General features: G+C 73.9%; 20 protein-coding genes and 5 pseudogenes. 14 read left to right on the forward strand and 11 right to left on the reverse strand.

The genetic code is table 11. The annotated features are described in order from the left end of the window. The first annotated feature begins 68 nt into the window (after positions 1-68). Together ABZ261_RS14160 and ABZ261_RS14165 are read left to right on the forward strand one after the other, a co-directional pair. Positions 69-860 carry an SDR family oxidoreductase gene (locus ABZ261_RS14160; RefSeq protein ID WP_356858807.1) on the forward strand — a complete coding sequence of 264 codons (792 nt, stop codon included), beginning with the start codon at positions 69-71 and terminating at the stop codon, positions 858-860. A gap of 493 nt (positions 861-1353) precedes the next feature. Next, positions 1354-1806: a DUF6228 family protein gene (locus ABZ261_RS14165; protein WP_356858809.1), complete on the forward strand. Its 453-nt coding sequence runs from the start codon at positions 1354-1356 to the stop codon at positions 1804-1806. A gap of 133 nt (positions 1807-1939) precedes the next feature. On the opposite strand, the gene dapA is transcribed toward ABZ261_RS14165, so the two are convergent. Beyond that, the gene (dapA, locus tag ABZ261_RS14170; RefSeq protein WP_356858811.1) at positions 1940-2842 is read right to left on the reverse strand and encodes a 4-hydroxy-tetrahydrodipicolinate synthase; all 903 of its coding nucleotides are present in this window, start codon (positions 2840-2842) and stop codon (positions 1940-1942) included. 167 nt (positions 2843-3009) lie between these two features. Here dapA and ABZ261_RS14175 point away from each other — a divergent pair, with 167 nt between their 5' ends. The 3 genes from ABZ261_RS14175 (at position 3010) to ABZ261_RS14185 (ending at position 4609) form a co-directional block, all read left to right on the forward strand. Beyond that, complete coding sequence (locus ABZ261_RS14175; RefSeq protein ID WP_356858813.1) at positions 3010-3159, forward strand: hypothetical protein; 150 nt, start codon at positions 3010-3012, stop codon at positions 3157-3159. Further along, the gene (locus ABZ261_RS14180) at positions 3156-3848 is read left to right on the forward strand and encodes a hypothetical protein (protein ID WP_356858815.1); all 693 of its coding nucleotides are present in this window, start codon (positions 3156-3158) and stop codon (positions 3846-3848) included. The genes ABZ261_RS14175 and ABZ261_RS14180 overlap by 4 nt, the downstream gene beginning before the upstream one ends. 242 nt (positions 3849-4090) lie before the next feature. Further along, positions 4091-4609, forward strand: coding sequence for a DUF3618 domain-containing protein (locus tag ABZ261_RS14185; RefSeq protein WP_356858817.1), 519 nt, complete (start codon positions 4091-4093; stop codon positions 4607-4609). Between the two features lie 57 nt (positions 4610-4666). Here ABZ261_RS14185 and ABZ261_RS14190 read toward each other — a convergent pair whose 3' ends face one another. Then, positions 4667-6502, reverse strand: a complete 1836-nt coding sequence (locus ABZ261_RS14190) for an endonuclease/exonuclease/phosphatase family protein (RefSeq protein ID WP_356858819.1) — start codon at positions 6500-6502, stop codon at positions 4667-4669. 266 nt (positions 6503-6768) lie between these two features. Between ABZ261_RS14190 and ABZ261_RS14195 the strand changes: the two genes are divergently transcribed. From ABZ261_RS14195 to ABZ261_RS14205, 3 genes and pseudogenes are all read left to right on the forward strand, one after another. Continuing rightward, entirely contained in the window at positions 6769-8196 is a 1428-nt protein-coding gene (locus ABZ261_RS14195) for a hypothetical protein (protein WP_356858821.1), read from the forward strand. 337 nt (positions 8197-8533) lie between these two features. Beyond that, positions 8534-9988, forward strand: a complete 1455-nt coding sequence (locus ABZ261_RS14200; protein ID WP_356858823.1) for an alkaline phosphatase PhoX — start codon at positions 8534-8536, stop codon at positions 9986-9988. A gap of 115 nt (positions 9989-10103) precedes the next feature. Beyond that, a pseudogene (locus ABZ261_RS14205) lies at positions 10104-10668 on the forward strand (TetR/AcrR family transcriptional regulator). A 50-nt stretch (positions 10669-10718) separates the two neighbouring features. Here ABZ261_RS14205 and ABZ261_RS14210 read toward each other — a convergent pair. The 7 genes from ABZ261_RS14210 to ABZ261_RS14240 form a co-directional block, all read right to left on the reverse strand. Beyond that, complete coding sequence (locus ABZ261_RS14210; RefSeq protein ID WP_356858825.1) at positions 10719-11930, reverse strand: TerD family protein; 1212 nt, start codon at positions 11928-11930, stop codon at positions 10719-10721. Positions 11931-11990: 60 nt separating this feature from the next. Further along, on the reverse strand, positions 11991-12980 hold the full coding sequence (locus ABZ261_RS14215; protein WP_356858827.1) for a zinc-dependent alcohol dehydrogenase family protein: 990 nt from the start codon (positions 12978-12980) through the stop codon (positions 11991-11993). Further along, positions 12977-13801 carry a carbohydrate ABC transporter permease gene (locus ABZ261_RS14220; protein ID WP_356858829.1) on the reverse strand — a complete coding sequence of 275 codons (825 nt, stop codon included), beginning with the start codon at positions 13799-13801 and terminating at the stop codon, positions 12977-12979. The genes ABZ261_RS14215 and ABZ261_RS14220 overlap by 4 nt, the downstream gene beginning before the upstream one ends. After that, positions 13798-14736, reverse strand: coding sequence for a sugar ABC transporter permease (locus ABZ261_RS14225; RefSeq protein ID WP_356858831.1), 939 nt, complete (start codon positions 14734-14736; stop codon positions 13798-13800). Before ABZ261_RS14225 ends, ABZ261_RS14220 begins: the two co-directional genes overlap by 4 nt. After that, on the reverse strand, positions 14733-16103 hold the full coding sequence (locus tag ABZ261_RS14230) for a sugar ABC transporter substrate-binding protein (RefSeq protein WP_356858833.1): 1371 nt from the start codon (positions 16101-16103) through the stop codon (positions 14733-14735). The genes ABZ261_RS14225 and ABZ261_RS14230 overlap by 4 nt, the downstream gene beginning before the upstream one ends. A gap of 78 nt (positions 16104-16181) precedes the next feature. Continuing rightward, a complete protein-coding gene (locus tag ABZ261_RS14235) occupies positions 16182-16952 on the reverse strand; it encodes a DeoR/GlpR family DNA-binding transcription regulator (RefSeq protein WP_356858835.1) in 771 nt (256 codons plus the stop codon). Positions 16953-17223: 271 nt separating this feature from the next. After that, positions 17224-18033, reverse strand: coding sequence for an NAD(P)-dependent oxidoreductase (locus ABZ261_RS14240; RefSeq protein WP_356858837.1), 810 nt, complete (start codon positions 18031-18033; stop codon positions 17224-17226). Positions 18034-18274: 241 nt separating this feature from the next. Between ABZ261_RS14240 and ABZ261_RS14245 the strand changes: the two are divergent. Further along, positions 18275-18496, forward strand: a pseudogene (locus tag ABZ261_RS14245) (dihydrodipicolinate synthase family protein); the annotation flags it as partial. Next, a pseudogene (locus ABZ261_RS14250) lies at positions 18494-18784 on the forward strand (hypothetical protein); the annotation flags it as partial. The pseudogenes ABZ261_RS14245 and ABZ261_RS14250, both read left to right, overlap by 3 nt. Here ABZ261_RS14250 and ABZ261_RS14255 read toward each other — a convergent pair. Further along, complete coding sequence (locus tag ABZ261_RS14255) at positions 18721-19953, reverse strand: MFS transporter (protein WP_356858839.1); 1233 nt, start codon at positions 19951-19953, stop codon at positions 18721-18723. The pseudogene ABZ261_RS14250 and the gene ABZ261_RS14255 sit on opposite strands and share 64 nt — an antisense overlap. Before the next feature lie 189 nt (positions 19954-20142). Between ABZ261_RS14255 and ABZ261_RS14260 the strand changes: the two genes are divergently transcribed. The 4 genes and pseudogenes from ABZ261_RS14260 (at position 20143) to ABZ261_RS14275 (ending at position 22827) form a co-directional block, all read left to right on the forward strand. Then, positions 20143-20742: a TIGR03086 family metal-binding protein gene (locus ABZ261_RS14260; RefSeq protein ID WP_356858841.1), complete on the forward strand. Its 600-nt coding sequence runs from the start codon at positions 20143-20145 to the stop codon at positions 20740-20742. 152 nt (positions 20743-20894) lie between these two features. Beyond that, positions 20895-21290, forward strand: a pseudogene (locus ABZ261_RS14265) (GntR family transcriptional regulator); the annotation flags it as partial. A gap of 80 nt (positions 21291-21370) precedes the next feature. Then, positions 21371-21602 (forward strand): annotated as a pseudogene (locus ABZ261_RS14270) (dihydroxy-acid dehydratase); the annotation flags it as partial. Between the two features lie 271 nt (positions 21603-21873). Beyond that, positions 21874-22827 (forward strand): M28 family metallopeptidase, encoded by a 954-nt coding sequence (locus ABZ261_RS14275; RefSeq protein WP_356858843.1) that lies wholly within the window; start codon positions 21874-21876, stop codon positions 22825-22827. A gap of 58 nt (positions 22828-22885) precedes the next feature. Here ABZ261_RS14275 and ABZ261_RS14280 read toward each other — a convergent pair whose 3' ends face one another. After that, positions 22886-25228, reverse strand: coding sequence for an amino acid adenylation domain-containing protein (locus ABZ261_RS14280; protein WP_356858845.1), 2343 nt, complete (start codon positions 25226-25228; stop codon positions 22886-22888). Positions 25229-25246: the final 18 nt, after the last annotated feature.

The raw sequence follows: 25246 nt of genomic DNA on the forward strand, positions 1-25246 counted from the left end.
GGCGCGGTGGCGGATCCTGGTACAGCCTGTGCCTGTATCCGGCCGGCGGCCGGCCGGACGCTATGGCCATGACGAACGACACGAACGCCACCGACAGCGCACCCATCGGCCTGCTCACTGGCAAGGTCATCTTCATCACCGGCGCCAGCCGCGGCATCGGGGCGGCCTCGGCTCGGCTCTTCGCCTCCGAGGGCGCCGCTGTCGTGCTCGCCGCCCGCAGCACCGACGCCCTGGACCGCATCGTGAAGGAGATCCGCGCCGACGGCGGTGTCGCCGACGCCGTCACCCTGGACCTGGCCGACCGTGCGAGCATCCGCGCCGCCGTCGACCGTGTCGAGGAGCTGCACGGACAGCTGGATGGTGCATTCAACAATGGCGCGGTGATCCAGCAGCCCGGCCCGGTCGACGTCACCACCGATGAGGACATCGACGAGCAGTTCACCGTGAACTTCCGCTCGCACTGGACCGCCATGAACGCCGAGGTCGCCCTCATGCGGCAGGGCGGCGGCGGGTCCATCGTCAACACCTCCAGCATCGGCAGCCGCCGCGCCAATCCCGGCCTGCCCGCCTATGGAGCCATGAAGCGCGCGCTCAACAGCCTCACCGAGACCGCCGCGGTCGACCTGGCCCCCGCCAACATCCGGGTGAACGGCATCACGCCCGGCGGCACCGCCACCGAAATGATCGACGAATGGGAAGCGGCGACTCCCGGACTTATCGAAGCGATGAGGGCAAGGATCCCGATGGGCCGGATGGGTGAGCCCAGGGAGATCGCCGAGGCAGCCGCCTGGCTGCTCAGCGACCGCGCCTCGTACGTGACCGGTGCGATCGTCCCGGTCGACGGCGGCGCCGGCGCCTGAGAAGGAGCGGCCGGGCTCCAGGCTGCTCCTTCACGACCCTGTACAGGAAGGGCCGCCGCCCTCCGAGCCGTTCGGCAGGATCGCCCTGGGCGTCCTGATGGCCGCGGCTGCCGACCTCCACGCCCGCGACGAGGAGTTCGAGCGGTCCCGTATCCCGCCGGCCGCACACCGCTCACAGCCCCGACACCACGGCGGCCGCGACCACCCGAGCGCGGCCGCCACCCCTCCACCAGAAAGGCCGGCCACCGGTGAACCTGACACCTCTCCCCCTCGCCCCCGACGTCGACCCATGGGAGCGGCAGCCGGGCGAGACACCCCACAGGCACGCTCAGTTCCTCGCCTACCGGGACCTCGGGCGGGCGCTGACCTGCTGCCGAGCTGTCGGCACCCGTCTACGTCGGTCACCATTGAGCGTCCTTCCACGGCCCGCGGACGGCCCGGGAGGGCGCTCCTGGCGTGGTCACCGTGATCCTCGTGCCCGTAACCTGCACTCGTGAGGGAGGAAGACGAGGACGGCCCAGCTGTGCGGGTCGGAGGTGACCGCTACCGAGCGATCGGTCTGCGCTTCCACCAGCTGACACGCTCCTTCCCGGAAGAGCGTGATGACGTGATGCGTGACTTCCTCGTGACGGCTCGAGGTGAGTCGGTGCGGATCCAGGTCAAGGTGAGGACCTGGGACGGTGACGGCCTCGACGTCTTCCTTGCCGAGCTGGCAGAAGACTTCCGCGGATGGAACGGCATCAGGACCTGGCGCTCGCTTGAGGGCGACCTGACGCTGGCCGCCGAGCACGCAGGATCACACGTCCGGTTGAGGTGGGGGCTGCGCGACCGGCTCCCTGATGGTGAATGGCGTTTCGAGATGACGACCAGCCATGCTCCTGGAGAGGACATGCGCCGCCTTGCCATCGAGATGCGTACCTTCGTGAGATCTGACCCGCTGCGATGAGCGCCGCTCGGCTCCGGTCGACCGACGACGGGCGGCTGGAGTGCTGCTCCTTGCAGCGCCCCTCGCCGTGTGCCGGTGCAGGGGCGCTGCGCGTGGCGGCGGGGGTGAGCGGCCGGGCTCGTGGCGCCGTCGGTCAGGGGTGGGCCAGTGTTTCGTAGTGGGCCAGCAGGGTGTCCGCCGTCTCGGGGTCGGCGGGCAGCAGGGGGGCGCGTACCGGGCCCGCGGGGAGCCCGAGGCGGGACAGCAGGGCCTTCGCGGTGACCGTGCCGGGCAGGCCCGCGCCCGTCATCGCCTCGATCAGCGGCGTCGCCGCCAGCTGCAGTCGGGCCGCGCGGGCGGTGTCGCCCGCGTCGAACGCGGCCAGGACGGCGGCGACGTGGCCCGGTACGGCGTTCGCGACCGTGCTGACGCAGCCCGCCGCGCCGACCGCGTACAGCGCCAGCACGTGTTCGTCGCAGCCCGCGTAGTAGGCCAACTCCGTCTGCGCCAGCACCTTCTGAGTGCCGAGGAAGTCGTAGGAGCAGTCCTTGACGGCCACGATCCGCGGGTGGCGCGCGAGGCGGATCAGGGTGTCGGGCTCGATGCGGGTGCCGGTGCGGCCCGGGATGTCGTACAGCATCAGGGGCAGTCCGCTCGCGTCGGCGACCTGCAGGAAGTGGGCGGCCACGGCCTCCTGCGGGGGCCGGCTGTAGTACGGGGTCACGACCAGGACGCCGTCGGCGCCCGCCTTCCCGGCCGCCAGGGCGAGTTCCACCGTGTGCCGGGTGTCAGACGTGCCCACGCCCGCGATCAGCGCGGCGCGGTCGCCGACCGCCTCCCGTACGGCCGCGACCAGCCGCGTCTTCTCCTCGTCCGTGGTGGTGGGCGACTCGCCGGTGGTGCCGTTGAGGACCAGCCCGTCGCAGCCCTCCGCCACCAGCCGCGCGGCCAGCCGCCGGGCGCCGTCCAGGTCGAGGGCGCCCGCCTCGGTGAACGGCGTGATCATCGCGCAGAGGGTGCGGCCGAAGGGCGGAGCGGGCTTGCGTGAGGTCGTCATGGGAGTAGTCTCGGCTCCCCGTCGGTGAAGGTCCACTTAATGGTTCTACGTGGTCCAGGTAAGTGTTGCTAAGTGGTCGCTGAGTGGCCGGGCGTCCGGTGTCCGAGTCGGCCCCTCATGGGTCACTATGGCCGGAGGGGCACCGACGTCATCTCATGGGAGGCGCCATGAAGCTCGGCAAGGCAGTGGCCACCGGGGTCGCCGAGGAGCGGCCACTCGTCCACGACGAGGAAGCGCGGCTCCCCGAGGAGGCCGGCCGCCCCGAGGAGGCCGAACCGGCCGGTCCGGTGCGTGACGAGGCCCCGGCCGCCCGATGAGGCTGCGGCTCCCGGCGGAACGCCCGACGGAGCCGCCGACCGGTTACAAGATCGCGTACCCGGTGCTGTCCCAGGACGGCGCCCGGGCCGGGTTCACCGGCGTGTCGCTGGGCGGCGCGCTGCCGTACGGGGTGCTCGACGACGCCTCCTGCGTCTACGGCCGACGGCACCGCCCGCCCGCCCGCCTGTGCGACTGCGGCTTCCACTGCGTGCACGACCGGGCGGCGGCCGAGGCCCTGCTGTGCACCGCCGAGCATCGGGCGGCGGTCCTGCTGGAGGTCAGTGTGCTCGGCGCCTACATCCGCTTCGAGCGCGGCTTCCGCTACGCCCGGCAGCGGGTGCGCACGGCCGTCGCCGGCCCGTGCGCCTGCGGGGCCGCCGCGGTCGCCCTGGCCGACGCCGGCTGGGGTCGTCCCGGATGGCGGGCGCTGGCCCCCGCCTGCGCGGGCTGCGTGCACGCCCGCATGTCCGTCTCCCCGGCGGTCTTCGCCCGCCTGGCCGGGCAGGGGCTGCGGGTCGTGACCCGCGGCGGCACGGGCCCCGCCCCGCCCGCGCCGGCGTCCGGCACCGAACCGGGAGTGCCCGAACTGGTCGCGGAGGCGGCCCTGTTGCAGGCGCGCCTCGACTGGTTCCAGTCCCAGCTCGCCCGCCTGGGTGAACGCGGCGCGGGCGGCGGCGAGCGCGGCTGAGGAGGGCGGGCCCGGGTACCCGGAGGGTCCGCACAGGAAGGAGGCGGCACCGTGATCCCCCACGCACGGCCCGCGACCCGGCGGCCCCCGACGGGCCGGCTCTCCGGCCGTCCCCGCCGCGCGGCCGGGCCGCCGGCCGCGACCGGACGTGCCCGGCGGTGCGGCGCGGCCCCGGCCGCACCCGTGGAGGATCCCGGCGGCGGCACGGCGGACACCGACGCGAGCAGGGAAGGGACACACCGATGACGCACAAGGACGCGCACGGCGCCGGGGCCAAGGGCCCGGACGAGCTGCGCCGGCAGATCGAGCGGACACGCGGCGAACTCGGCGACACCGTGGCCCAGCTGGTGGAGCGGGCCGACGTCAAGGGCCGGGCCCGGGCCCGGGCCGCGGACCTCAAGGACAAGGCCGGCGCCATGACCGTGCAGCTGCGCGTGAGCGCCGCGCAGGCGGGACACGGTGTGCAGGACCGGGCCGTGCAGGCCGGTCACAGCGCACAGGAGCGGATGGCCAGGGCCGGTCACCTGGCGCAGGAGCGGGCGGTGCGGGCGGGCCGCGGCCTGGAGCACGACACGCGGGTGCCGCGACCGGTGCGGGCCGCCGCGGGCGCCGCGCGGCGGCACCCGGGGCCCGCGCTGACGGTGGGCGTGGCGGTCGCCGCCGTCCTGACCGCGGCCGTGATGTGGCGCAGGGGCGATGCCGGCGGTGAGCGCCTGACGGCCGCGGTCATGGTCCGGCGCGGGGGACGCCGCCACCGGTGAGGGCGGCACGGCGGGGCCTGCCGGACGGGCCGTCGTCCGGCAGGCCCCGCCGCCGGGTCACGGACGGAACCGCAGCACCTGCGGGTCGTGGTCGCTGATCTGGTCGTGGAACTCCGCGTTGATGTGCACGCTGTCGTACTCGGCGTGGCAGCCGCGCCGGATCGCCGGGCTGACCAGGATCTGGTCCAGGACCTGCTGGTTGCCCTGGTAGTCGTAGGTGTAACGCTCGCTCCTGGGCAGCGACTTGATCGCCGACCACAGCTCGCCGTCGCCCTCGAGGATCTTCGCGGTCCCGGAGAACTCGAAGTCGTTGATGTCGCCGAGCGCGATGACGTTCGCGTTCTTCTGGACGGCCAGGACGTCCTTCACGAACGCGTGCACCGCGGTCGCCTGGGCGTGCCGCTGGATCTCCGAACTGCGCACCGGCGGCTGGTACTGCGAGGTCAGTCCCTGGTCGCCGCCCTTGGAGTTGAAGTGGTTGGCGATCACGAGGACGGTCTCGCCGCGGAAGGAGAACTCGCCCGCGAGCGGCTTGCGGCTGTTGGTCCAGGCCGCGTTCGCCGGGTCGACGCGGCCCGGGGAGAGCGTCAGCCGCGCCTTGCCGCGCTCCTTGACGACGCCGACCGCGGTGATCGCGTCGCCGCCGGGGCGGTCCACGAAGGAGACCCGCGCGGGGTTGAACAGGAACACCTGGCGGATGTTGCCGCCGGGCTCGCCGCCGTCCTGGCCGTCGACCGGGTTGATCGAGCGCCAGTCGTACGCCGGGCCGCCCGCGGCGGCGATCGCGTCGATCAGCTTCCGCACGGTCGCGTCCGCGTCGACCGTGCCGTCGTCCTCGGCGCCGTCGTTGTCCTGGATCTCCTCCAGGGACACGATGTCCGGGGACTGGAGGTGGTGCACGATCGCGGAGGCGTGCCGGTCGAAGGTCGTGTCCGACGGGTCGAGGTTCTCGACGTTGTACGTCGCCACCGCCAGTTCGCGGCCGGACTGCTTCCGCGTCGTCTCGCGCTGCAGACCGCCGCCGCGCAGCGTGCCGAGCTCGCTCGCGACGAGGGTGTAGCCGCCGAACTGGGTGTAGTCCAGCGGGCCGGTGGTGGCGCCCTCCAGGGTGTCGCCGACGTCGGCCTTCGGGAAGCCGGCGGTGCCGCCCAGCGACTGGATCTGCAGCCGGCCGGTGTTCTGGGAGTCGTAGGAGCCGTAGACCGTGCCGCCGCGGCGGCTGGGGTGCTCGGAGGGCTTCACGGTGACCCACAGCTCGCTGTACGGGTCGGTCGCGGTGACCACGCGGGCGTCCTCGACCCGGACGGTCATGCCTTCGAGGGACTCGTAGCGGTCCAGGGCGTACGTCGACGGCGCGAGGGGCAGCCCGTTGACGGACCCGTTCGCCGCGGCGTCGCCGGCCGGGGTGTACGCGTCCGGCACCGAGTCCTCGTCGACGACGGCCGGCGCCGGGACCGGGTTGCCGGTGGAGACCGTGGTGACCACCGGCTTGGTGATCTCCGTCAGGGACTGGTTGCCGGACGCGGTGCCGCCCGGCACGTACTCGGAGACCGTGCCGGTCACCGTCACCGAGTCGCCGGGCGCGACCTTCGGGGCGGAGTTGGTGAAGACGAACACGCCCTCGCTGGTGGCGGGGTCGTCGTCCGGGGCCGGGTCCTGCATCCAGAAGCCCTTGGAGGAGCCGTAGGCGCGCGTGGCCGTGACGACGCCCGGCACGTCCGTCACCTTCTGCCCGGCGAACGGGGAGATCCGGGTGGTGCCCTGGATGTCGTGCACGCGCACCGAGTCGGCGTGCGCGGGCGTGGGGAGGACGATCGTCTGGGCGGCCGCCGCGGCGGAACAGACGGCGGCGACGGTGAGCGCGGCGAGGCGCGCGGAAGACCTGCTCGGCAAGGGAATCCCTCCGGGGACGTGCGTGGGCGCCGGGACGAGGGTGGTGCGGGAGCGTGCGGGACTCGTGGCCCTCTGTGACACGCGCAGAGCCGAGTGAACAGTCGTCCCCCCAACTTCTACGCGCGTCAATCTCCTGCCTGCTCCCGCGAGTTGTCAAGGTTTCGGCCACGTACGGTTGCCTGCGGGGAGATGAACCGGGCGGCATGGGTGGATATCCGTCTAGGCTGAGCGGCTGAGTCCGTTCACGGTCCGAGGAGAACCAGCCGATGTCAGACAGCTCCCCCCTGCCGCCCGTACGGCTGCATCCCGAAGCGGAGCTGGCGCGTGCCGCGCTGTCCACGCCGTTGCTCTCCCGGGCCGCCCGGCTGGCCCGCTGGGCCGGTCCGGGCACCCGCGTGGACGCCGGGGGCGGGCTGGTCGAGGAGCAGCTCCCGGCTGCCGCCGAACTGCTCGGCCTGAGCGGCGACGACGCCGCCGCCTGCGCGAGCGAGGCCTGGCGGGTGGCCGTGGACGCGGGGCTGGTCGAGATCGTGGACGAGGAGGCCGGCACCGTCCGGGCGGGCGAGGAGCTGAAACTGCTCACCGCCGGCTCCCCGGCCGACGTGCTCACCGTGTGGCTCGCCGCGCTGGAGACCGTGCTCGCCGACGCGAGCGTGCCCGACCTGGACGGCCTGGTGGACGCGCTGGACCAGGGCGGCGAAGTCGATTTCTCGTCACTCGACTGGAACCCGCAGGCAGAGGCGGAGTTCCTCGACGGCGTCCTCGGCAACCTCTACCTGCTCACCGTCGGTGAGGACGGTCCCGGCCACGGCCCCGTCCCGCTGCCCGCCCTCGCCGCCTCCGTGCTGGTCCCCAGCGGCATGGGCGAACCCACCGACGACGTCCTGGAGCGGGTCTCCGACGCGATGGTGCGGCTGGACGACCAGTTCCGGATGCTGGAGCCGGTCGGGCTGGTGGAGTACCGGCCGGTGGACGAGGCGCTGCTGGCGGACGCCGAGGAGGAGCCGTCGGCGCTCGTGGACGACACCGACGTCGCCCGCTACGGGATGGTCCGGCTCACCCCGCTCGGCGTCTACGGGCTGCGGGCGCGGCTGCTGGAGGCCGGGTTCGAGGCCCCGGCCGTCGGCGACCTGGTGGACAAGGGCGCGGACGTGCTGCTCGACCGCACCGCCCGGTTCGGGCAGTTCGCCGCCCGGGCGGAGACCGAGCAGTGGCTCGCCCGCCGCGAACCGCTCGCCGCGGCACGGGAGTTGCTGGCGGCCGCGCGCGGCACGGACGGCGCGGCGCCGCTGCGCAGGCTGCGCTGCCAGCAGGCCCTGTCGCTGGTGGGCGCCGAGGCCGAGCCCGCGCTGCGGGAGGTGCTGGACGACCCCGAGCTGGGCGGACTGGCCCGCGTGTGGCTGAGCGAGCGGGGCGCCGACGGGGTGCCGGCGCCGTCGCAGGAGATGGTGTTCTGGCTGACCGTCGACACGCTGGCCGCGCAGCTCGCGGCCGAGGGCAACTCCGAGGAGCTGCGGGCCCTGGTGGAGGGACTGGCGGCCCAGCACAGCGGCTTCTTCGCGGCCGCCTGGCGGGTGGACCATCCCGCCACCCCGGAGGTGCTGGAGGCGATGGGGCGGCTGCACCCGGACAAGAAGGTGGCGAAGGAGGCCCGGAAGGCCGCGTTCAAGGCCCGCTCCCAGCAGGGCGGTTGAGCGAGCGCGGCCGTGACGGGCGGGGCCGGTGACGGCGGGCGGGGCCGGTGACGGCGGGCGGGACCGGTGACGGCGGGCGGGCCGGTGACGGCGAGCGGGACCGGCTACGGCGAGCGGGACCGATGACGGCGGGCGGGACCGGTGGCGGCGGGCGCGGCCGGTGACGGCGGGCGGGGCCCGCGCGGGCGCCGCCCCGGGGCGGCGCGTGCGGATTCCCGTACAGGGACCGCACAGGTGGTCCGGCGTTCAACCCGCGTTCACACGTGGGCGGGAGCGTGTGCGCCGAACCGAGGACGCCGCCCTCCACCGCGCCGCACCCGTCGTCACAGGAGACACCATGCCGCTCACCCGCAGGGACTTCGCCAGACAATCCGCGATCACCGGTGCCGGGATCGCCCTGGCGGGCAGCGTCGGCGCCCTGGCCACCGCGCCCAACGCCCTGGCCGCCGCCGACACCGACGTCGAGACCGCCGGGGACGCGTCCGCGCACGGGGGCCGCCACGGCGTCGGCTACGGCCCGCTGCTCCCCGACCCGGACGGCATCCTCGCCCTGCCCGAGGGCTTCTCGTACCGGATCATCACCTACAGCGGCCGGACCAGGCTGGAGTCCGGCGAGTTCACGCCGTCCAACCACGACGGCACCGCCGCCTTCGACGGCCCGCGCGGCACCACCCTCCTCGTCAACAACCACGAACTGGCCGGCGCCCGCGCCCAGTGGCCGCACCCGGTCCCGCTCGCCGAGGGCCTCGTCTACGACCCGGCGGCGGCCGGCGGCTGCACCGTCGTCGAGGTCCGGCGCGGCGGCGAGGTCGCCGAGTGGGTGGGCATCGCCGGCACCGCCACCAACTGCGCGGGCGGCAGCACCCCGTGGGGCACCTGGCTGACCTGCGAGGAGACCGAGGACAAGGCCGGCAAGAACGGCTTCACCAAGGACCACGGCTACGTCTTCGAGGTCGACCCCGAGGACCGCCGCGCCAACCGCGACCCGAAGCCCGTCAAGGCCCTGGGCCGCTACGCCCACGAGGCCGTCGTCGTCGATCCCCGGCGCGGCCACCTCTACCTCACCGAGGACGCCTCGGGCCCCAACGGCCTGTTCTACCGCTGGACCCCGCCGGAGGGCTTCCGCCACGGCCGCGGCCGGCTGCGCACCCTCGCCGACGACGCGGGCGTGCTCCAGGCGTTCAAGTGCTTCGACTCCGGCGGCAGGTTCGTGGACGACCTGTCCCGCGCCACCAGGACCGGGACCGTGTACGGCGTCGACTGGGTGGACGTCCCCGACCGCGACGCCAGGACCGTCTCGGTGCGCAAGCAGTTCACCGAGGGCCAGGTCACCCGCGCCCGCAAGCTGGAGGGCATGTGGTGGGCCGACGGCGGGGTCTACGTGGTCTCCTCCTACGCCCGTGAGGAGAGCCCGGTCCGGCACGACGGCCAGGTGTGGTTCTACGACCCCAAGCGCCGCACCCTGACCCTGAAGGTGCTGCTGGGCGTCAACCCGGACCCGTCCCGGGACGGCGCCTTCGACGGCCCCGACAACATCACCGTCTCCCCGTACGGCGGCCTGGTCGTCGCCGAGGACGGCGAGGGCGTCCAGCATCTGTTCGGCGCCACGGAGAGCGGCCGTACGTACCCCATCGCGCGCAACGAGCTGAACATCGGCACGGAGGAGGAGCCGGAGTACAGCGAGTTCACCGGCGTCACCTTCTCGCCCGACGGCCGGACCCTGTTCGCCAACATCCAGACGCCCGGGATCATGCTCGCGGTCACCGGGCCGTGGAAGCGGCAGCGGCGGTGACCGCGGCGGGGTGAGGCGGCGCCGGGCCCGGCCGCCGGCCTGACGGGGGACGGGGCCCTCGCATCCGTGTCGGCTACGACGCGGACGGGGTCCCCGGTTCCCGAGGAGTCGCTCGATGACGCAGCTCAGGCCGATGCGCGCGGACGCCCGGCGCAATCACGAGCGGTTGCTGGAGGCGGCCGCGGCGGCCTTCGCCGAGCACGGGGGGAACGCGTCGCTCGACGACATCGCCCGGCGCGGGCGTCGGCTCCGGCACGCTCTACCGGCACTTCCCGACCCGGCGGGCGCTGCTGGAGGCGGCGTGCACCGGCCGGATGGAGGCGCTGGGGGCGCGGGCCGGCGAGCTGGCCGGCACCCGGCCGCCGGGCGAGGCCCTCACGCAGTGGCTGTACGAGCTGTGCGTCGCCACGCTGCAGGTGCGGGGCCTGAAGGCCCTGCTCGGCTCGGCGGTGACGGACGGCGGCGCGGCGCCGACGGTGTGCTCGGCCGCGGTCGGCGAGGCGGCGGCCCGGCTGGTGGAGGCGGCGCAGGCCGCGGGCGCGCTGCGCGGGGACGTGACGCCGGTCGAGGTGCTGCGGCTGGCGCACGGCCTGGGCACCGCGGCGGAGCTCGCGGGCGCGCAGGAGCGGGAGATCCGCCGCTGTCTGACGCTGCTGACCGAGGGGCTGCGCCCCCGCTGACGGTCGCGTCCGCGCCCGCGTCGAGCCGGCAAGGAGCCGCGCTGCCGGTGCTACAGGGCCCTGGCGCCCGGCTCCACCATGTTCCGCACCGTCCGGGCCTTCACGAAGTCACCCAGCGCCGTCATGTCCCACTCGCCGGAGAACTGCCGGACGAGCTTGGCCATCAGGACGCCCGTCTGGGGCTCGGCCCGGGTGAGGTCGAAGCGGACCAGTTCCTCGCCCGTGGCCGCGTCCACCAGGCGGCAGTACGCCTTGGCGACCTGGGTGAACTTCTGGCCCGAGAAGGAGTTCACGGTGAACACCAGGCCCGTGACCTCCTGGGGCAGGCGGCCCAGGTCGACCGTGATGACCTCGTCGTCGCCCCCGCCCTCGCCGGTCAGGTTGTCCCCGGAGTGCCGGATCGCGCCGCCCAGGATCGTCAGCTTGCCGAAGTAGCAGCTGTCGATGGGGTTGCGCTGCGGGCCGTAGGCGATCACCGAGGCGTCCAGGTCGATGTCCCGGCCGCGGTACGCGGGCTCCCAGCCGAGCCCCATCCGCACCTGCGACAGCAGCGGCCGGCCGCCCTTGACCAGGGACACGGTCTGGTTCTTCTGCAGGCTGACCCGGCCCTTGTCCAGGTTGATCTTCCCGGCGCCCGGCGCGGGAGCGGGCGGCGGGGCGGCCGGCATCGGCGGTGCGGCGGGTGCGGCGGCCACCGGCTGCGGAGGAACGGGCTGCGGCGGGACGGCCGGCTGCGGCGGGGCCGCGGGGGCGGCGGGAGCCGCGGCGGGCTCCTCCACCGTCACCCCGAAGTCCGTCGCGATGCCGGCCAGCCCGTTCGCGTACCCCTGGCCGACCGCGCGGGCCTTCCACCCGCCGCCCCGGCGGTAGACCTCCACGACCACCAGCGCCGTCTCGGCGCCGAGCTGCGGCGGCGTGAAGGTGGCCAGCACGGCGCCGCCGTCCGCGTCCCGGATGGTGGCCGTCGGCTCGATGCCCTGGAAGGTCTGGCCAGCCGCGTCCGGGCTGGCCGTGACGACGATCTTCTCGATGTCCGGCGGGACGGCCGCGGTGTCGACCGTGACCGCGTCCGGGGCCGTACCGCCGCCGGAGCGGTACGTCACCCCCGGGCCCGTCGGCTGGTTGTAGAAGATGAAATCGTCGTCGGAACGCACCTTGCCGTCGGCGGTGAGCAGCAGGCCCGACACGTCGAGCCGCACCGGAGCGGTGACGTCCACCGTCACGCGCGCGGCCGCCAGCGGGATGTTCGAACCTGGGGTCATAGCTGTCATGCCAGGTGAACGACCGACACCGCTTTACCGTTCCCTTACCGGCCGGACGGGCTACGGCACCACCACGATCTTCCGTCCCACGCCCGCCGCGAACTGCTCCAGCGCCTGCGGGTACTCCTCCAGCGGCAGCCGGTGGCTGATGAACACACCCGGGTCGAGGACCCCGTTCGCGAACAGCTCGGCCGCCCGTTCGAAGCTGTGCAGCACCGCCATGGAGCCGGTGATGGTGATCTCCTGGTTGTAGATGCGGTACGGGTCGATGGTCACCCGGGTCGCGTAGTCGGCCACCCCGAACTGCAGGAACGTGCCGGCCTTGGCCACCCGGTCCAGGCCGTCCTGGATGGCCGCCGCGTTGCCGGTCGCGTCCACGACCACGTCCCAGCCCTGCGGGCGGTCCAGCTCGTCCGCGCTGCCCGCGGCACCCGAGACGCCGAGCAGCCGGGCCGTCTCCAGCCGGGCCGGGTTGACGTCGACCACGTCCACGCTGGCCGCGCCGGTCCGCTTGGCCAGCTCCAGCATCATCAGGCCCATGGTCCCGGAGCCGTAGATCAGGACGTGCGCGCCGAGCCGGGAGCGCAGCACGTCGTAGCCGCGCACCGCGCACGACAGGGGCTCGACCAGGGCCGCGTCCTCGGTGCGCACGTGCTCGGGCAGCTTCACGCAGTTGGCGACGGGGGCGAGCGCGTACCGGGCGGCGCCGCCGGCCACGGTCACGCCGATCGCCGCCCACCGCTCGCACAGGTTGCTGTGCCCGGTGCGGCAGTACCGGCACTCGTGGCAGTACAGGGACGGGTCCACGGCCACCCGGTCGCCGATCGCGACCTCGGTGACCTGGGAGCCGACGCCGACCACCTCGCCCGCGAACTCGTGGCCGGGGACGATGGGCAGCTTGGGCGCGAACTCGCCCTGGAGGATGTGCAGGTCGGTGCCGCACAGGCCGCACGCGGCGACCTCGACGACGACATCACGCGGCCCTGGCGTCGGGTCCGGGACCTCGGTGACGACGGCGCGTCCCACGGACTCGATGACGGCGGCCTTCATTTGACGGCTCCCAACGACAGGCCCTGGACCAGTTTGTCCTGGGCGGCGAACCCTGCGGCGAGCACCGGCAGGGAGATGACGAGCGACGCGGCGCACACCTTGGCCAGGAACAGGCCCTGGCTGGTGATGAAGCCGGTCAGGAAGACGGGGGCGGTCTCGGCGACCACGCCCGTCAGGACCCGGGCGAACAACAGCTCGTTCCAGCTGAAGATGAAGCAGATCAGTGCCGTCGCCGCGATGCCGGGCAGGGCGATCGGGGCGACCACGCGGGTGAGGATCACCGGAAGACGGGCGCCGTCCACCCGCGCCGCCTCGATGACCGCGACCGGCACCTCGGCCAGGAAGGACTGCATCATCCACACCGCGATCGGCAGGTTCATGGAGGTGTAGAGGACGACCAGGAGCCAGATGTTGTCGAGCATCCCGGCGTTCTTGGCGAACAGGTAGATCGGCAGCAGGCCCGCCACGGCCGGCAGCATCTTGGTGGACAGGAAGAAGAACAGCACGTCCGTCCACTTCCTGACCGGCCGGATCGACAGCGCGTAGGCCGCCGGGAGGGCCAGCAGCAGGACGAACAGCGTCGAGGCCACCGACGCCACCGTGGAGTTGACCAGCGCGGGCCAGGGGCTGGCTCCGCCGCCGCTGCCGAAGAACTCGCGGTAGCCGTCGAGGGTCAGCGACGCCGCGAAGGAGGGCGGGTTGGTCGCCGCGTCGGACTCCGAGTGGAAGGACGTCAGCGCCATCCACGCGATCGGCAGGAAGAACAGGATCCCGGTCAGCCAGGCCAGCAGACCCAGCCCGCCTCGTCGTACGGTGCTCATGCGCGGGACACCTCCTCGCGGAACAGGGACGACACCACGCGCAGGGCGAAGGTCGCGATGACGATGGAGCCGATGACCACCAGGACGCCCGCGGCGGAGGCGAGCCCGTTCTCGTGGGCCTGGTAGAAGCTCTGGTACACGGTGTAGGGCAGGTTGGCGGTGCCGAGGCCGCCGGAGGTGATCGTGAAGACCGCGTCGAAGTTCTGGACGATGTAGATCGAGCCCAGCAGGGCGCCCAGCTCCAGGTAGCGGCGCAGGTGCGGGAGGGTCAGGTGGCGGAAGATCTGCCAGTCGCTCGCGCCGTCGACCCGGGCGGCCTCGATCTGCTGCTGGTCCCGGCTCTGCAGTCCGGCCAGCAGGATCAGCATCATGAACGGCGTCCACTGCCAGACGAGGGAGGCCTCGACCGCGAGCAGCGGAGTGTCGGAGATCCAGTCCGGCTGGGGGCCGCCCACATAGTGCAGCAGTCCGTTGAACAGGCCGTATTCAGGGTTGTAGAGCACATGCTTCCAGAGCAGCGCCGCGGCCACCGGCACCACCAGGAAGGGTGCGATGAGCAGGGTGCGGACGATGCCCCGGCCGCGGAACCGCCGGTCCAGCAGCAGGGCCAGCGCGAGCCCGAGGACCAGGCTGGCCAGCACCACCGCCACCGTGAGCAGCACGGTCGTCCACACCGAGTGGCGCAGGTCCGCGTCGGTCAGCACCTGGCGGTAGTTGTCCAGGCCGGTGAAGCGGCGGGCCTTGGGATAGAGGGCGTTCCAGTCGAAGAAGGAGATCACCAGCGTGGCCACGAACGGCAGCTGGGTCACCGCGATCATGAAGATCAGGGCCGGCAGCAGCGGGGCGCGGGTGGCCCAGGCGCGCAGCCGGGCCGAGGGCCGGCGCGCCGTCCGTGCGGCGCCGGCCGTGAGCGGGGCGGTCGTGGTCGCTGTCATCGTCCCTCGTACTCCTTGGAGATCTTCGCGGCGAGCTGCTGGGACTTCCTCAGCGCCGCGTCGACGGACTGGCGTCCGGCGATGGCCGCGCTGATCTCCCGGGAGACCTTCGTGCCGAGGTCGGTGAACTCGGGGATGCCGACGAACTGGATGCCGGGGGCGGGCCGCGGCTGGACGCCGGGGTCGTTCGGCCGGGCGCTCTCGATGGCCTGCTTGGTCATCTCCTGGAAGGCGGCGGCCTCCTTGCGGTAGGCGGCGTTGGTGTAGGTCGAGGCGCGCTTGCCGGCCGGGACGTTCGACCAGCCGCTGGTGTCGCCGACCAGCTGCTCGTAGTCCTTGCCCGACGCCCAGGAGACGAACTTCCAGGCCTTGTCGGGGTTGCGGGAGGCCTTCTGGATGCCCCAGGCCCAGGTGTAGAGCCAGCCGGAGGACGTGGTCCGCTCCACCGGCGCGGGGGCGTACCCGAGCTTGCCCTTGACCGGGGACTTGGCCGCCTCCAGCAGGCCGGCCGCGGAGGTGGCGTCGTACCACATGGCGACCTTGCCCTGGGTCATGTTGTTCAGGCACTCGGCGAAGCCGGACTGGGCGGCGCCGGACTCGCCGTGCTCGCGGACGAGGCCGACGTAGAACTTGGTCGCCTTCTCGAAGGCGGGGGAGTCCAGTCGGGCCTTCCAGTCCTTGTCGAACCAGGTGCCGCCGAAGGTGTTCACGACCGTCGTCAGCGGCGCCATCACCTCGCCCCAGCCGGGCAGCCCGCGCAGGCAGATGCCCTTCATGCCGGGCCGGGCGCCGTCGGCCTTCGCGGCGAGGTCGGCGACCTGCTGCCAGGTCGGGCGGGCCGGCATCTTCAGGCCCTTCTGCGCGAACACGTCCTTGCGGTACATGAGGAAGGACGACTCGCCGTAGAAGGGCTGGCCGTAGAGCTTGCCGTCGTCGCCGGTGAGGGACTGGCGCATGGGCTTGAGCACGTCCTGCTCGTCGTAGGACCGGTCCGCGGCGACGTACCCGTCCATCTCGTGCAGCCAGCCGTTGCGGGCGTAGATCGGTATCTCGTAGTTGGAGAGGGTGGCCACGTCGTACTGACCGGCCTGGTTGGCGAAGTCCTGGCTGATCTTGTCGCGGACGTCGTTCTCCGGCAGCACGGTGAAGTTCACCTTGATGCCGGTCTCCTCGGTGAAGTGCGCGGCCGTGAGCTTCTGCAGCTCCACCATCTGCGGGTTGTTGACCATCAGCACGTTGATCGAGTCGCCGCCGGAGCCGGCTCCGCCCGCCCCGGTCCAGCAGCCGGAGAGCAGCGGGGCGAGCAGCGTCCCTGCGGCGGCCATGACGAGCGTGGCTCGCGGCCTCCGTCGGCTCGGGGTACGCATGGATCACTCCTGGGGATGTCGGGACATAAGGGGCGCTCGTGGGGAAGGGGCGCCCCCGAGGGGAGGTGGGAGGTGGAATCAGACCCGGATGACCTGCGGGCCCAGCAGGGAGTAGCGGTGGGCCTCGGCGGCCGGGAGCAGGGTGCTGGTCACGATCGCCTCCAGCGCGCCGACGTCGGCGAACCGGCAGAAGCTGACCGCCCCGAACTTGGTGTGCACGCCGGCGAAGACCGTGCGGCGGGCGGCGCGGACCGCCTGCGCCTTCACCTCGCTGACCGACGGGTCGGGCGTGGTCAGGCCGTGCTCGCGGGAGATGCCGTTCGCCCCGATGTACGCGAGGTCGATGACGAATCCGGCCAGCATCTTCGTCGTCCAGTGGTCGACGGTGGCCAGCGTGCCGGGGCGGACCCGGCCGCCGAGCAGCAGCACGGAGACCTGGTCGGCCTCCGCGAGCGCGCCCGCGACCGGCAGGGACGCGGTGACCACGGTCAGCGGCCGGTCCCGGGGCAGGGCGCCGGCGATGAGCTGCGGGGTGAAGCCCTCGTCGACGAAGACCGTCTCGGCGTCCCCGAGCAGTTCGGCCGCCGCGGCGGCGATCCGGCGCTTCTCGGGCACATGGCTGGTGGCGCGGAAGGCGAGCGTCGTCTCGAAGCCGGCGCTCTCCACGGGGTAGGCGCCGCCGTGGGTGCGGCGCACCAGGCCGTGGTCCTCCAGCGCGCGCAGGTCGCGCCGGATGGTCTCCTTGGCCACGCCCAGGGCGGAAGCGAGCGCGGTGACGTCGACCGAGCCGGCGGCGCGTGCGGCCCTCACGATCTCCCGCTGGCGTTCTTCCGCCGTTCTCGTGCTCATGTGTCACCCACTTCCTTGTGGAGCTGCCCGTTCGGGCCCTGGGGGAAGTTCTACAGCGGGTGTGCGGCTCTGACCAGGTCTGTTGCGGGCCTGATACTGCCCGGATGCGCCCGTTCACCGTGGGGTGGGCCCGCCGCGGACCTGCGGCGGCGCGCGTCCGGAGGTGAGAGCGGGCGTCCTGGGCGCCCGAACGGGGTGGCGGACGCGCCCGTTCGGTGCCCGCTCGCCGCCGGGAGCGATCGTTTTCCGCCGCGGCGGGGGGTCCGCGGGCTCAGTGCGGCCAGATCGGCGGGTCGGTGACGAAGTGCCCGCCGAGGCGGTTGTGGGCGGGGTTCTCCGGGTCCGGTTCGCCCTGCTCGGCGATCAGCTTCGCGGCGTACGGCTCGGAGTCGTCCTGCGGTTCGTAGCCGAGCGCCCGCGCGCCGGTCAGGTCCCACCACAGGCGGGTGTTGGCGGAGGAGCCGTAGACGACCGTGTGGCCGACGTCCTCGGCGGTCAGGGCCGCGTGGAGGAGGCGGGCGCCGTCGGCCGGGCTCAGCCAGATCGAGAGCATGCGGACGCTGGTCGGCTCCGGGAAGCAGGAGCCGATGCGCACGGAGACGGTCTCCAGGCCGTGCTTGTCCCAGTAGAGCTGGGCCAGGTCCTCGCCGAAGGACTTGGACAGGCCGTAGAAGGTGTCCGGGCGGCGCGGGGTGTCCACGGGGACCGGCGGCTCGCCGGGGCGCGGGGTGGGGGTGAATCCGACGGCGTGGTTGGAGGAGGCGAACACGATCCGCCGCACGCCCTCCCGGCGGGCGGCCTCGTACAGGTGGTAGGTGCCCCGGATGTTCGAGGCCAGGATCTTCTCGAAGGGCGCTTCCAGGGAGATCCCGGCGAGGTGCACGACGGCGTCCACGCCCCGGACCGCCTCGCGCAGGGCTTCGGCGTCGGCGAGGTCCGCGGTGATCGCGTCCGGCGCGTCCTCGACGGGGCGCACGTCGAACAGGCGCAGCGTGTAGCCGTACTCCGGCAGCAGGGACCGCATCAGGGTGCCGAGCCCGCCGGCGGCGCCGGTGAGCAGGACCGTTCGGGGAGCGGGCATCTGTCGATCTCCTTGGGGGCGGTGAGGTCCGAGAACCGACGGCCGCATGCGTACGTGGACGATATTCACAAGCTTGGACACGCTAGAGAGCGGGGCCGGTCCGGTCAAGGGCGCCTGGCAGGGGGCATCCGCCGGAGGGCCGGGATTCGGCGCGCTTGACCGGCTCCGACCGGGGTCCGTAGCGTGACATCGTTCATGAATATGGACGACGATCAGGGACATGCACCGACGGGGAGCGCCTGTGACGCCAGCCCCCCTCGCCGCCCGGCTCCGCGACCGGAGCGGGCCGCTCTTCTTCCCCGTCACGGCCTTCGGCCCCGGCGGCTCACTCGACCTCGACGCCTACCGCACCCATGTGCGCCGGGGCGTCGAGGCCGGCGCCGCCGCCGTGTTCGCCTGCTGCGGCACCGGTGAGTTCCACGCGCTGCTGCCGGAGGAGTTCGACGCCTGCGTACGGGCCGCCGACGCGGGCGTCGACCCCGCCCACGTGCTGTCCGTGGCCGACGGCGTGGTGGTGCCCTGCACGGGCGGCACCGCCCTGCTGGCGCCCTTCGCCGCGCAGGCGCGGGCCGGCGCGGTGCTGGCCGCCAACCTCACCGTGGCCTTGGGCATGGGCGGCAGTCCCGGCACGCTCGCGGCGGACGCGGCACGCGCGCGTGCGGCCGGCGCGACGGAACTGCGGCTGCATCACGCGGGGCCGGCGTCGGACGGGGACCTCGCGGCGGTGCGGTCGGCGCTGTCCGGACGCTGAGCGAGCCAGGCCGCCGTCAGGAGCAGCGCCAGGCCGTACAGCGGCAGCAGCGGCGCCGGGCCGGCCAGTTCCACCAGGCCGGCGCCGAGGCCGAGGCCGGCCACGGTCGGGCCGGACACCAGCGTGCCGGCGGCGGCCGTCGCACGGCCGAGCAGCGGGCCGGGGGTCTCCCGCTGGACGGCGGTGAACGCGGCGACCAGCACGCAGGGCAGGCCCAGACCGCTCGCCGCGCTCGACACCAGGGCCACCGCGTCCGACGGCACGGCGCGCGCGACCGTCGCGGCCCCCGTGAGCGCGATCCCCGCCGCCGCGAACCGGCGTCCGCCTAGCCGCCGCGCCGCGGGCCCCGCCACCAGCCCGGCCGCCACCGAACCGGCGCCCTGGACGGCGTAGAGGACGCCCGCGTAGCCGGGGGAGTGGCCGAGGCGGTCGACGACGGCGTACACCGTGGAGCCGGCCAGCGCGGTCAGCAGCATCGTCGCACCGCCCGCCGCCACCAGCGGGCGCAGCACGGGATGGCCCCACAGGTGCCGGACGCCGGCCGCCGTCCGCTTCCACCGGCCCTCACCGGCCGGGGCGGGCCTCTCCTCGCGCACCCGCAGCAGCGCGCACAGCCCTGCGGCCAGGGCGAAGGTGAGCGCGTCCAGACAGGCCACGGCCGGGCCCCCGCGGACCGCGTACAGGCCCGCACCCGTCAGCGGGGCGACGAGCTTCATGCCCTCCGTGACGGCCGTCCGCAGCCCGTTGACGTCGCCCAGCAGGTCCGGTGCGACCGCGGCGCCGACCAGGGCCGACTCGGCGGCGTCGTGCACGGCGCCGGCGGCGCCGTACACGAACAGCACCGCGAACAGCAGCCACAGGTCGCCGGGGGAGCCGACGGCGAAGAGCGTGAGGAGGAGGCCCGCCAGGCCCAGGTCCAGGGCGATGAGCAGGGGCCTGCGCCGGAACCGGTCGGCGAGCGTGCCCAGCAGCGGGCCGGCCGGGGTGGGCGCCCACAGGGCGAGCGCGCACAGGGCGGCCAGTCCGTCGGAGCCCGTCAGGTCCTTCACCCACACGCCCGAGGCCAGCCACAGCGAGGAGGTGCCGAAGGCGGAGACCGCCACCGCCGCCAGATACGGCCCCGCGGTGCGGTCGCGCAGCACGCGGAGCAGGGTCGAGGAAGTCGTCATGCCCGGTCATCGTGGCTCTGAGGAGGGCGTGCTCGGATCGGCAGGATGCCGTGGATCCGCCGCGGGGCACCGCGGCGGCGGTCCGCCGCGATACGGCACGTGTACCGGTCTCCGGCCCCCGGCGCCGATGAGGTCCGGGGCTCCGGGCGGTCAGCACTTCACGGAGCAGCCACCGACGAAGGAGTGAGCATGACCATGGTGGACCTCGGCCCGCAGACCCGGCTCGTCGCACGGCTCGCCGCGTCCGTGACCGACGCACAGCTGACGGCCGCCACACCGTGCCCCGATTACACGGTGCGGAACCTGCTGGGCCACCTGCTGATGCTGTCCGCGGCCTTCCGCGACGCCGCCCGCAAGGACCTCGGCGCGACCACCGCCGCCGGCCCGGACGCCCACGTGCCGGACATCGGCCCCGGCTGGCGGGAGGAGCTGCCCCGGGCGCTGGACGAACTGGCCGGCGCCTGGCGCGACCCGGCGGCCTGGGCCGGCAGCACCCGCGCCGGCGGGGTGGACCTGCCGGGCGCGGTCGCCGGGGCCGTCGCCCTCGACGAACTGGTGATCCACGGCTGGGACCTGGCCCGCGCCACCGGCCAGGACTACGCACCCGACCCGGCCGCTCTGGAGGCCGCGCACGGCTTCCTGCGGGCCGCGGCCGACGGATCCGGCCGCGGGGACGGCCCCTTCGGCCCGGTCGTCCCGGTCCCGCCCGACGCCCCGCTGCTGGACCGGGCCGTCGGCCTCAGCGGACGCGACCCGGGCTGGCGGCCCGGGGCCACGGCACGCGGCTGAGCGGCGGGCCGGGCACGGCGTGAGCCCCCGGCCGGTCCGCGGCGCCGCGCTGCCCCGGTCCGCCCGGCGGCGCGGCCGGCCCGCGGGCTTCCCGAGTGCCCTGTGCCGCGGGCATCGACGAACAGTCGGCCCCCTTCAACGGTCGACGCCCGTACAAGGGCGTCACGGTGCGCAGCGTGGACGCGGACATGGCAGGCGACGTCCACGACGTGCGGCTGCTGCCGGCGCCCGAGGCGCGGCGCAGGACCGTCCGGCGCGGCGCCCCCTCGGCACCGCCCGCGCCGCGCTCACCCGTGCCGACGGCGCCACCGACGCCGCCGCACGCGCCCTGGCGAACCGGGAGTTCCACCGCGCCCTGTACCTGCCGTGCGGCGATCCGCTGCTCGGCGGACCCCTCCTGGGAGCGGGAGGCCGCCGAGCACCGGGAGATCCTGCGGCTCGCGCTGGACGGTGACGCGGACGGCGCGGCGAGCGCCCTGCCCGCACACATCGCCTCCTTCGTGCGCCGGGCGCTCCCCCCGTCCCCCTCGACGCAAGGCCGTCGGTGAGCGGCGTGACGTCCGCGGCCCGGCGCGCCGCCCCGGCCGACGTGGTGGCCGTCCCGGTGACGCCCTTCGCCGAGGACGGCGCCCCGGTCCGCGGCGGAGACCTGATCACCCTGGACGTCCCGGCCCGCAGCCTGCGTCTCCACGTGGACGACGCGGAGCCGGCACGCCGCAGGGCCGCGTGGACCCCGCCCGCCCGCCCGCTGCGCGCGCGGCCACGGCGCCCTCTACGACCAGCAGGTCACGCAGGCCGACACCGCTGCGACGTCGAGTTCCTGGCGGCCCGGCCCGGCGCCGGACCCGTACGCGGGCTGAAGCGCCGCTCGCGGGTCCGTGTCCCGAGCAGGGCACGAATTGCGCCATGAATGCAACCCGTATTTCCGGGGCGCCATAGCCGGGATGCGTGATGCCCGTACTCGGCCGCGTGGTTCGTCCGTCATTCTCACCCTGGCGCAAAACGACCGTCCGGTTCATTCCGTTTGTGAAAGCGCTGGCGTGCCGCCGGGTGTCGTGAAATATTCGCCTGGATCACGGGGGAATCCCTGATCGGACATTCACGCACCCGCACCGAAGAGGGGAATTCGCAGTGCCTTTCACAACGTCCCGTTCCGCCGTCGTCGCGGCCTCCACCCTGTCCGTGCTGCTTCTCGGCACGGCCGGCGTGCACGCCGAAGAGCCTGCTCACGCAGGGGGTGCGACGCCCGACATCTCCGTCGCCGAGGTGATGCGGCACCTCGACGCGCTCCAGCGGATCTCCGACGCGCACAACGGAAACCGGGCCCACGGCACGGCCGGTTATCAGGCGTCCGTCGACTATGTCAGGGAGAAGCTGGACGCCGCCGGATACCGCACCTCGCTCCAGGAATTCGAATTCGGCGGGAAGAAAAGCTGGAACCTGATCGCCGACTGGCCGCGCGGCGGAAAGTCCGGAAAGGTGCTCATGGTCGGTGCGCATCTCGACTCGGTGGACACGAGCCCCGGAATCAACGACAACGGATCCAGCGTGGGCGCCATTCTGGAGACCGCGCTCACGGTGTCCGCCAGGAAGGCCAGTCCCTCGCAGCACCTCCGCTTCGCCTTCTGGGGGACCGAGGAGGAGACCTACATCGGCTCCACGCACTACGTGAACACCCTGCCGCCGGCCGAACTGTCCCGGATCACCGCCTATCTGAACTTCGACATGATCGGCTCGCCGAACGCCGGCTACTTCGTCTACGACCAGAGCCCCGAGGTCGCCCGGCACTTCCAGGGGTACTTCGACGCCAAGGGCATCCCCACCGAGCCCGCCACCGCGCTCAACGGCCGCAGCGACCACGAGCCGTTCCTGGCCAAGGGCGTCCCGGTCGGCGGCATCTTCACCGGGTCCGCCGAGATCAAGACCCCGGAGCAGGCCGCCAAGTGGGGCGGGACCGCCGGCGAGGCCATGGACAAGTGCTACCACCAGGCCTGCGACACCCCCGCCAACATCGACAAGCACACCCTCGACGTCAACGCCGACGCCATCGCGGCGATGGTGTGGAAGCTCGGCGTCCGCAAGTAGCCGGGCCAAGCACGGGGGCGCCTTCCCGGCGGACCGCCGGGAAGGCGCCCCCGCGCCGTCAGCGCGGCCGGCGTCCCCGGGGGCGCGCCGCCAGCCGGGCCAGCCCGTCGCGGTCCACCTTGCCCGTGGGGCCGACCGGCAGGGCCGGCAGGACCAGCACGTGCTCCGGGAGCATGTAGCTCGGCAGCGCCCCGGCGAGGTGCCGGCGCACGAAGCCGCCGGACAGCTCCCGCCCCGCGGCGCCGGTGGCGACGGCCGCCACGATCTGCGGGCCGTCGTCGCCGCGCAGCGTGGTGACCGCGCAGTCCGCCACCCCCGGCACGCGCCGCAGCGCGGCCAGCACCTCGCCCAGCTCGATCCGGTAGCCGCGCACCTTCACCTGGTCGTCCCGGCGGCCCCGGAACTCCAGGTTGCCGTCGGCCCGCCACAGGGCCCGGTCACCGGTGGCGTACATCCGCTCGCCCTCCAGGCCGCTGACCGTGTCGGCCGTGAACTTCCGCGCCGACAGCTCCGGATCGCCCACGTACCCGTCGGCCACCGCCACGCCCGCGATGTAGAGGTCGCCCTCCACCCCGACCGGCAGCGGTTTGCGGTCCTCGTCCAGGACGTAGTAGCGGGCGTTCTGGATCGGCTTGCCGTACGGGATGCTCGTCCACTCCGGGTCGATCTCGCCGACGTCGAAGTGGTTGGACCAGATGGTCGCCTCGGTGGCGCCGCCCAGCGCCACCACCCGCGCCGCCGGGAAGCGGGCCCGGACCCGGCCGGGCAGGGCCAGCGGCACCCAGTCGCCGCTGAGGAACACCAGCCGCAGGCCGGGCGCCGGGGCGTCGCGCGGAGGCTCCCCGGCACAGGACATCACCATGCTCAGCGCGGCCGGCGCCGAGTCCCAGAAGGTCACCGGCTCCCGCAGCATGATCTCCAGCAGCCGCTCCCCGTCGGAGAGTTCGGCCGCCGGGACCACGCGCAGGCTGGCGCCCGCCGCCAGGATGCCCAGCAGGTCGTACACCGACAGGTCGAAGGTGAGCGCGGTGACCCACAGCAGGCAGTCCTCCGGCCCCACCGCATAGGTCTCGTTGACCCACTGGATGACGTTCACCGCACTGCGGTGCCGCACCGAGACGCCCTTCGGCACCCCGGTCGAGCCGGAGGTGAAGATCACGTACGCCGTGTCGTCCGCGCCCGGACCGGCCGGCAGCGGCAGCTCCCGCGCGGCCTCGACGTCGCTCCACGCGCTGATCACCGGCGTGTGCGGCACCGCCGCCTCCGCCGGCGCCAGGCGCAGGACGACGTCGTAGCGGTCCCGCAGCACCGCCGGCCAGGCGTCGCCCCCACGGCGGCGGACCTCCGCCCGCACCGGCAGGCCGAGCCCCGCGGCCAGCCGGCCGAACCACGCGGCGGGCACCAGCAGGTGGCCCGGCTCCCCGCCCTCGCCGGGTTCCGCCAGGTCCGCGAGGACCACCGCCCCGCCCGGCGCCAGCAGGCGGAACGCCTCCCGGAGCACGGACCGCAGGTACGCGAAGCCGGGGAAGAACTGGGCGACGCTCGCCAGCACCACCACATCGGCGCTCCCCGGCTCCACCACGCGGCCGAGCTCGTCGGCCGGAGCCTGCGCGAAGCGGGCGCCCCCGCCGTACTCGCGGGCCGCCCGCTCCAGCGCCACCGACGACACGTCGACGCCCGTGTAGGCGGCGACCCGTCCGCGCAGCGCGCAGGCGATCAGACCGGCGCCGCAGCCCACCTCCACGACCCGGGGCCGGCCGGCCGCCGCCGACAGCACCAGGTCGCGCACGTGCGTGACGTAGGTGCCGACCCCGTCGGCACCGACGCCGTCGGCCGGGTCGCGGTGGAAGCCCGACGCACGGGCCTGGTCCTCGTCCTCGGCGACGGTGTCCCAGAGCAGGCCCACCGCCTCCGCGTCCAGCGGGTCCGGGGCGTCCTCCGGCAGGTCCGTGCAGACCAGCCGGAGGCCGGTGTCCGCGAGGTGCCCGGCCTCCTCCGCGCGGCGCGCCAGGGCGTGCCCGGTGACGATCCAGCCGATGCCCAGCTGGCGCACCGGGGTGGCGATCCGCGCGGCCGGCCACCGCGCGTCCAGCGGCACGTAGGCGGCGCCGGTGCGCAGCACGCCGACGACCGCCCGCACGCTGTCGTACGAGTTCTCGTGCAGGATGCCGACGAACGCGCCCCGCCCCACCCCCTGACCGCCCAGGAAGCGGGCGAGCAGACCGGAGTCCTCCCACAGCTGCCCGTACGTCCTGACCTCCCCCTCGCCGAGGCGGACGGCCGGGGCGTCCGGGTTCTGGCGTACCCGCCGCTCGATCAGGTCGATCATGCTCACCCGGTCCTCGAACGGCCGTGCCGTGTCGTTCCACGCGGCCGGCGGCAGCTCCCAGGGCTCTGCCATCTGCTCTGCCCTCCCTCT

It is taken from the genome of Streptomyces sp. NPDC006193 (assembly GCF_040613915.1).
Classification (GTDB): Bacteria; Actinomycetota; Actinomycetes; order Streptomycetales; family Streptomycetaceae; genus Streptomyces.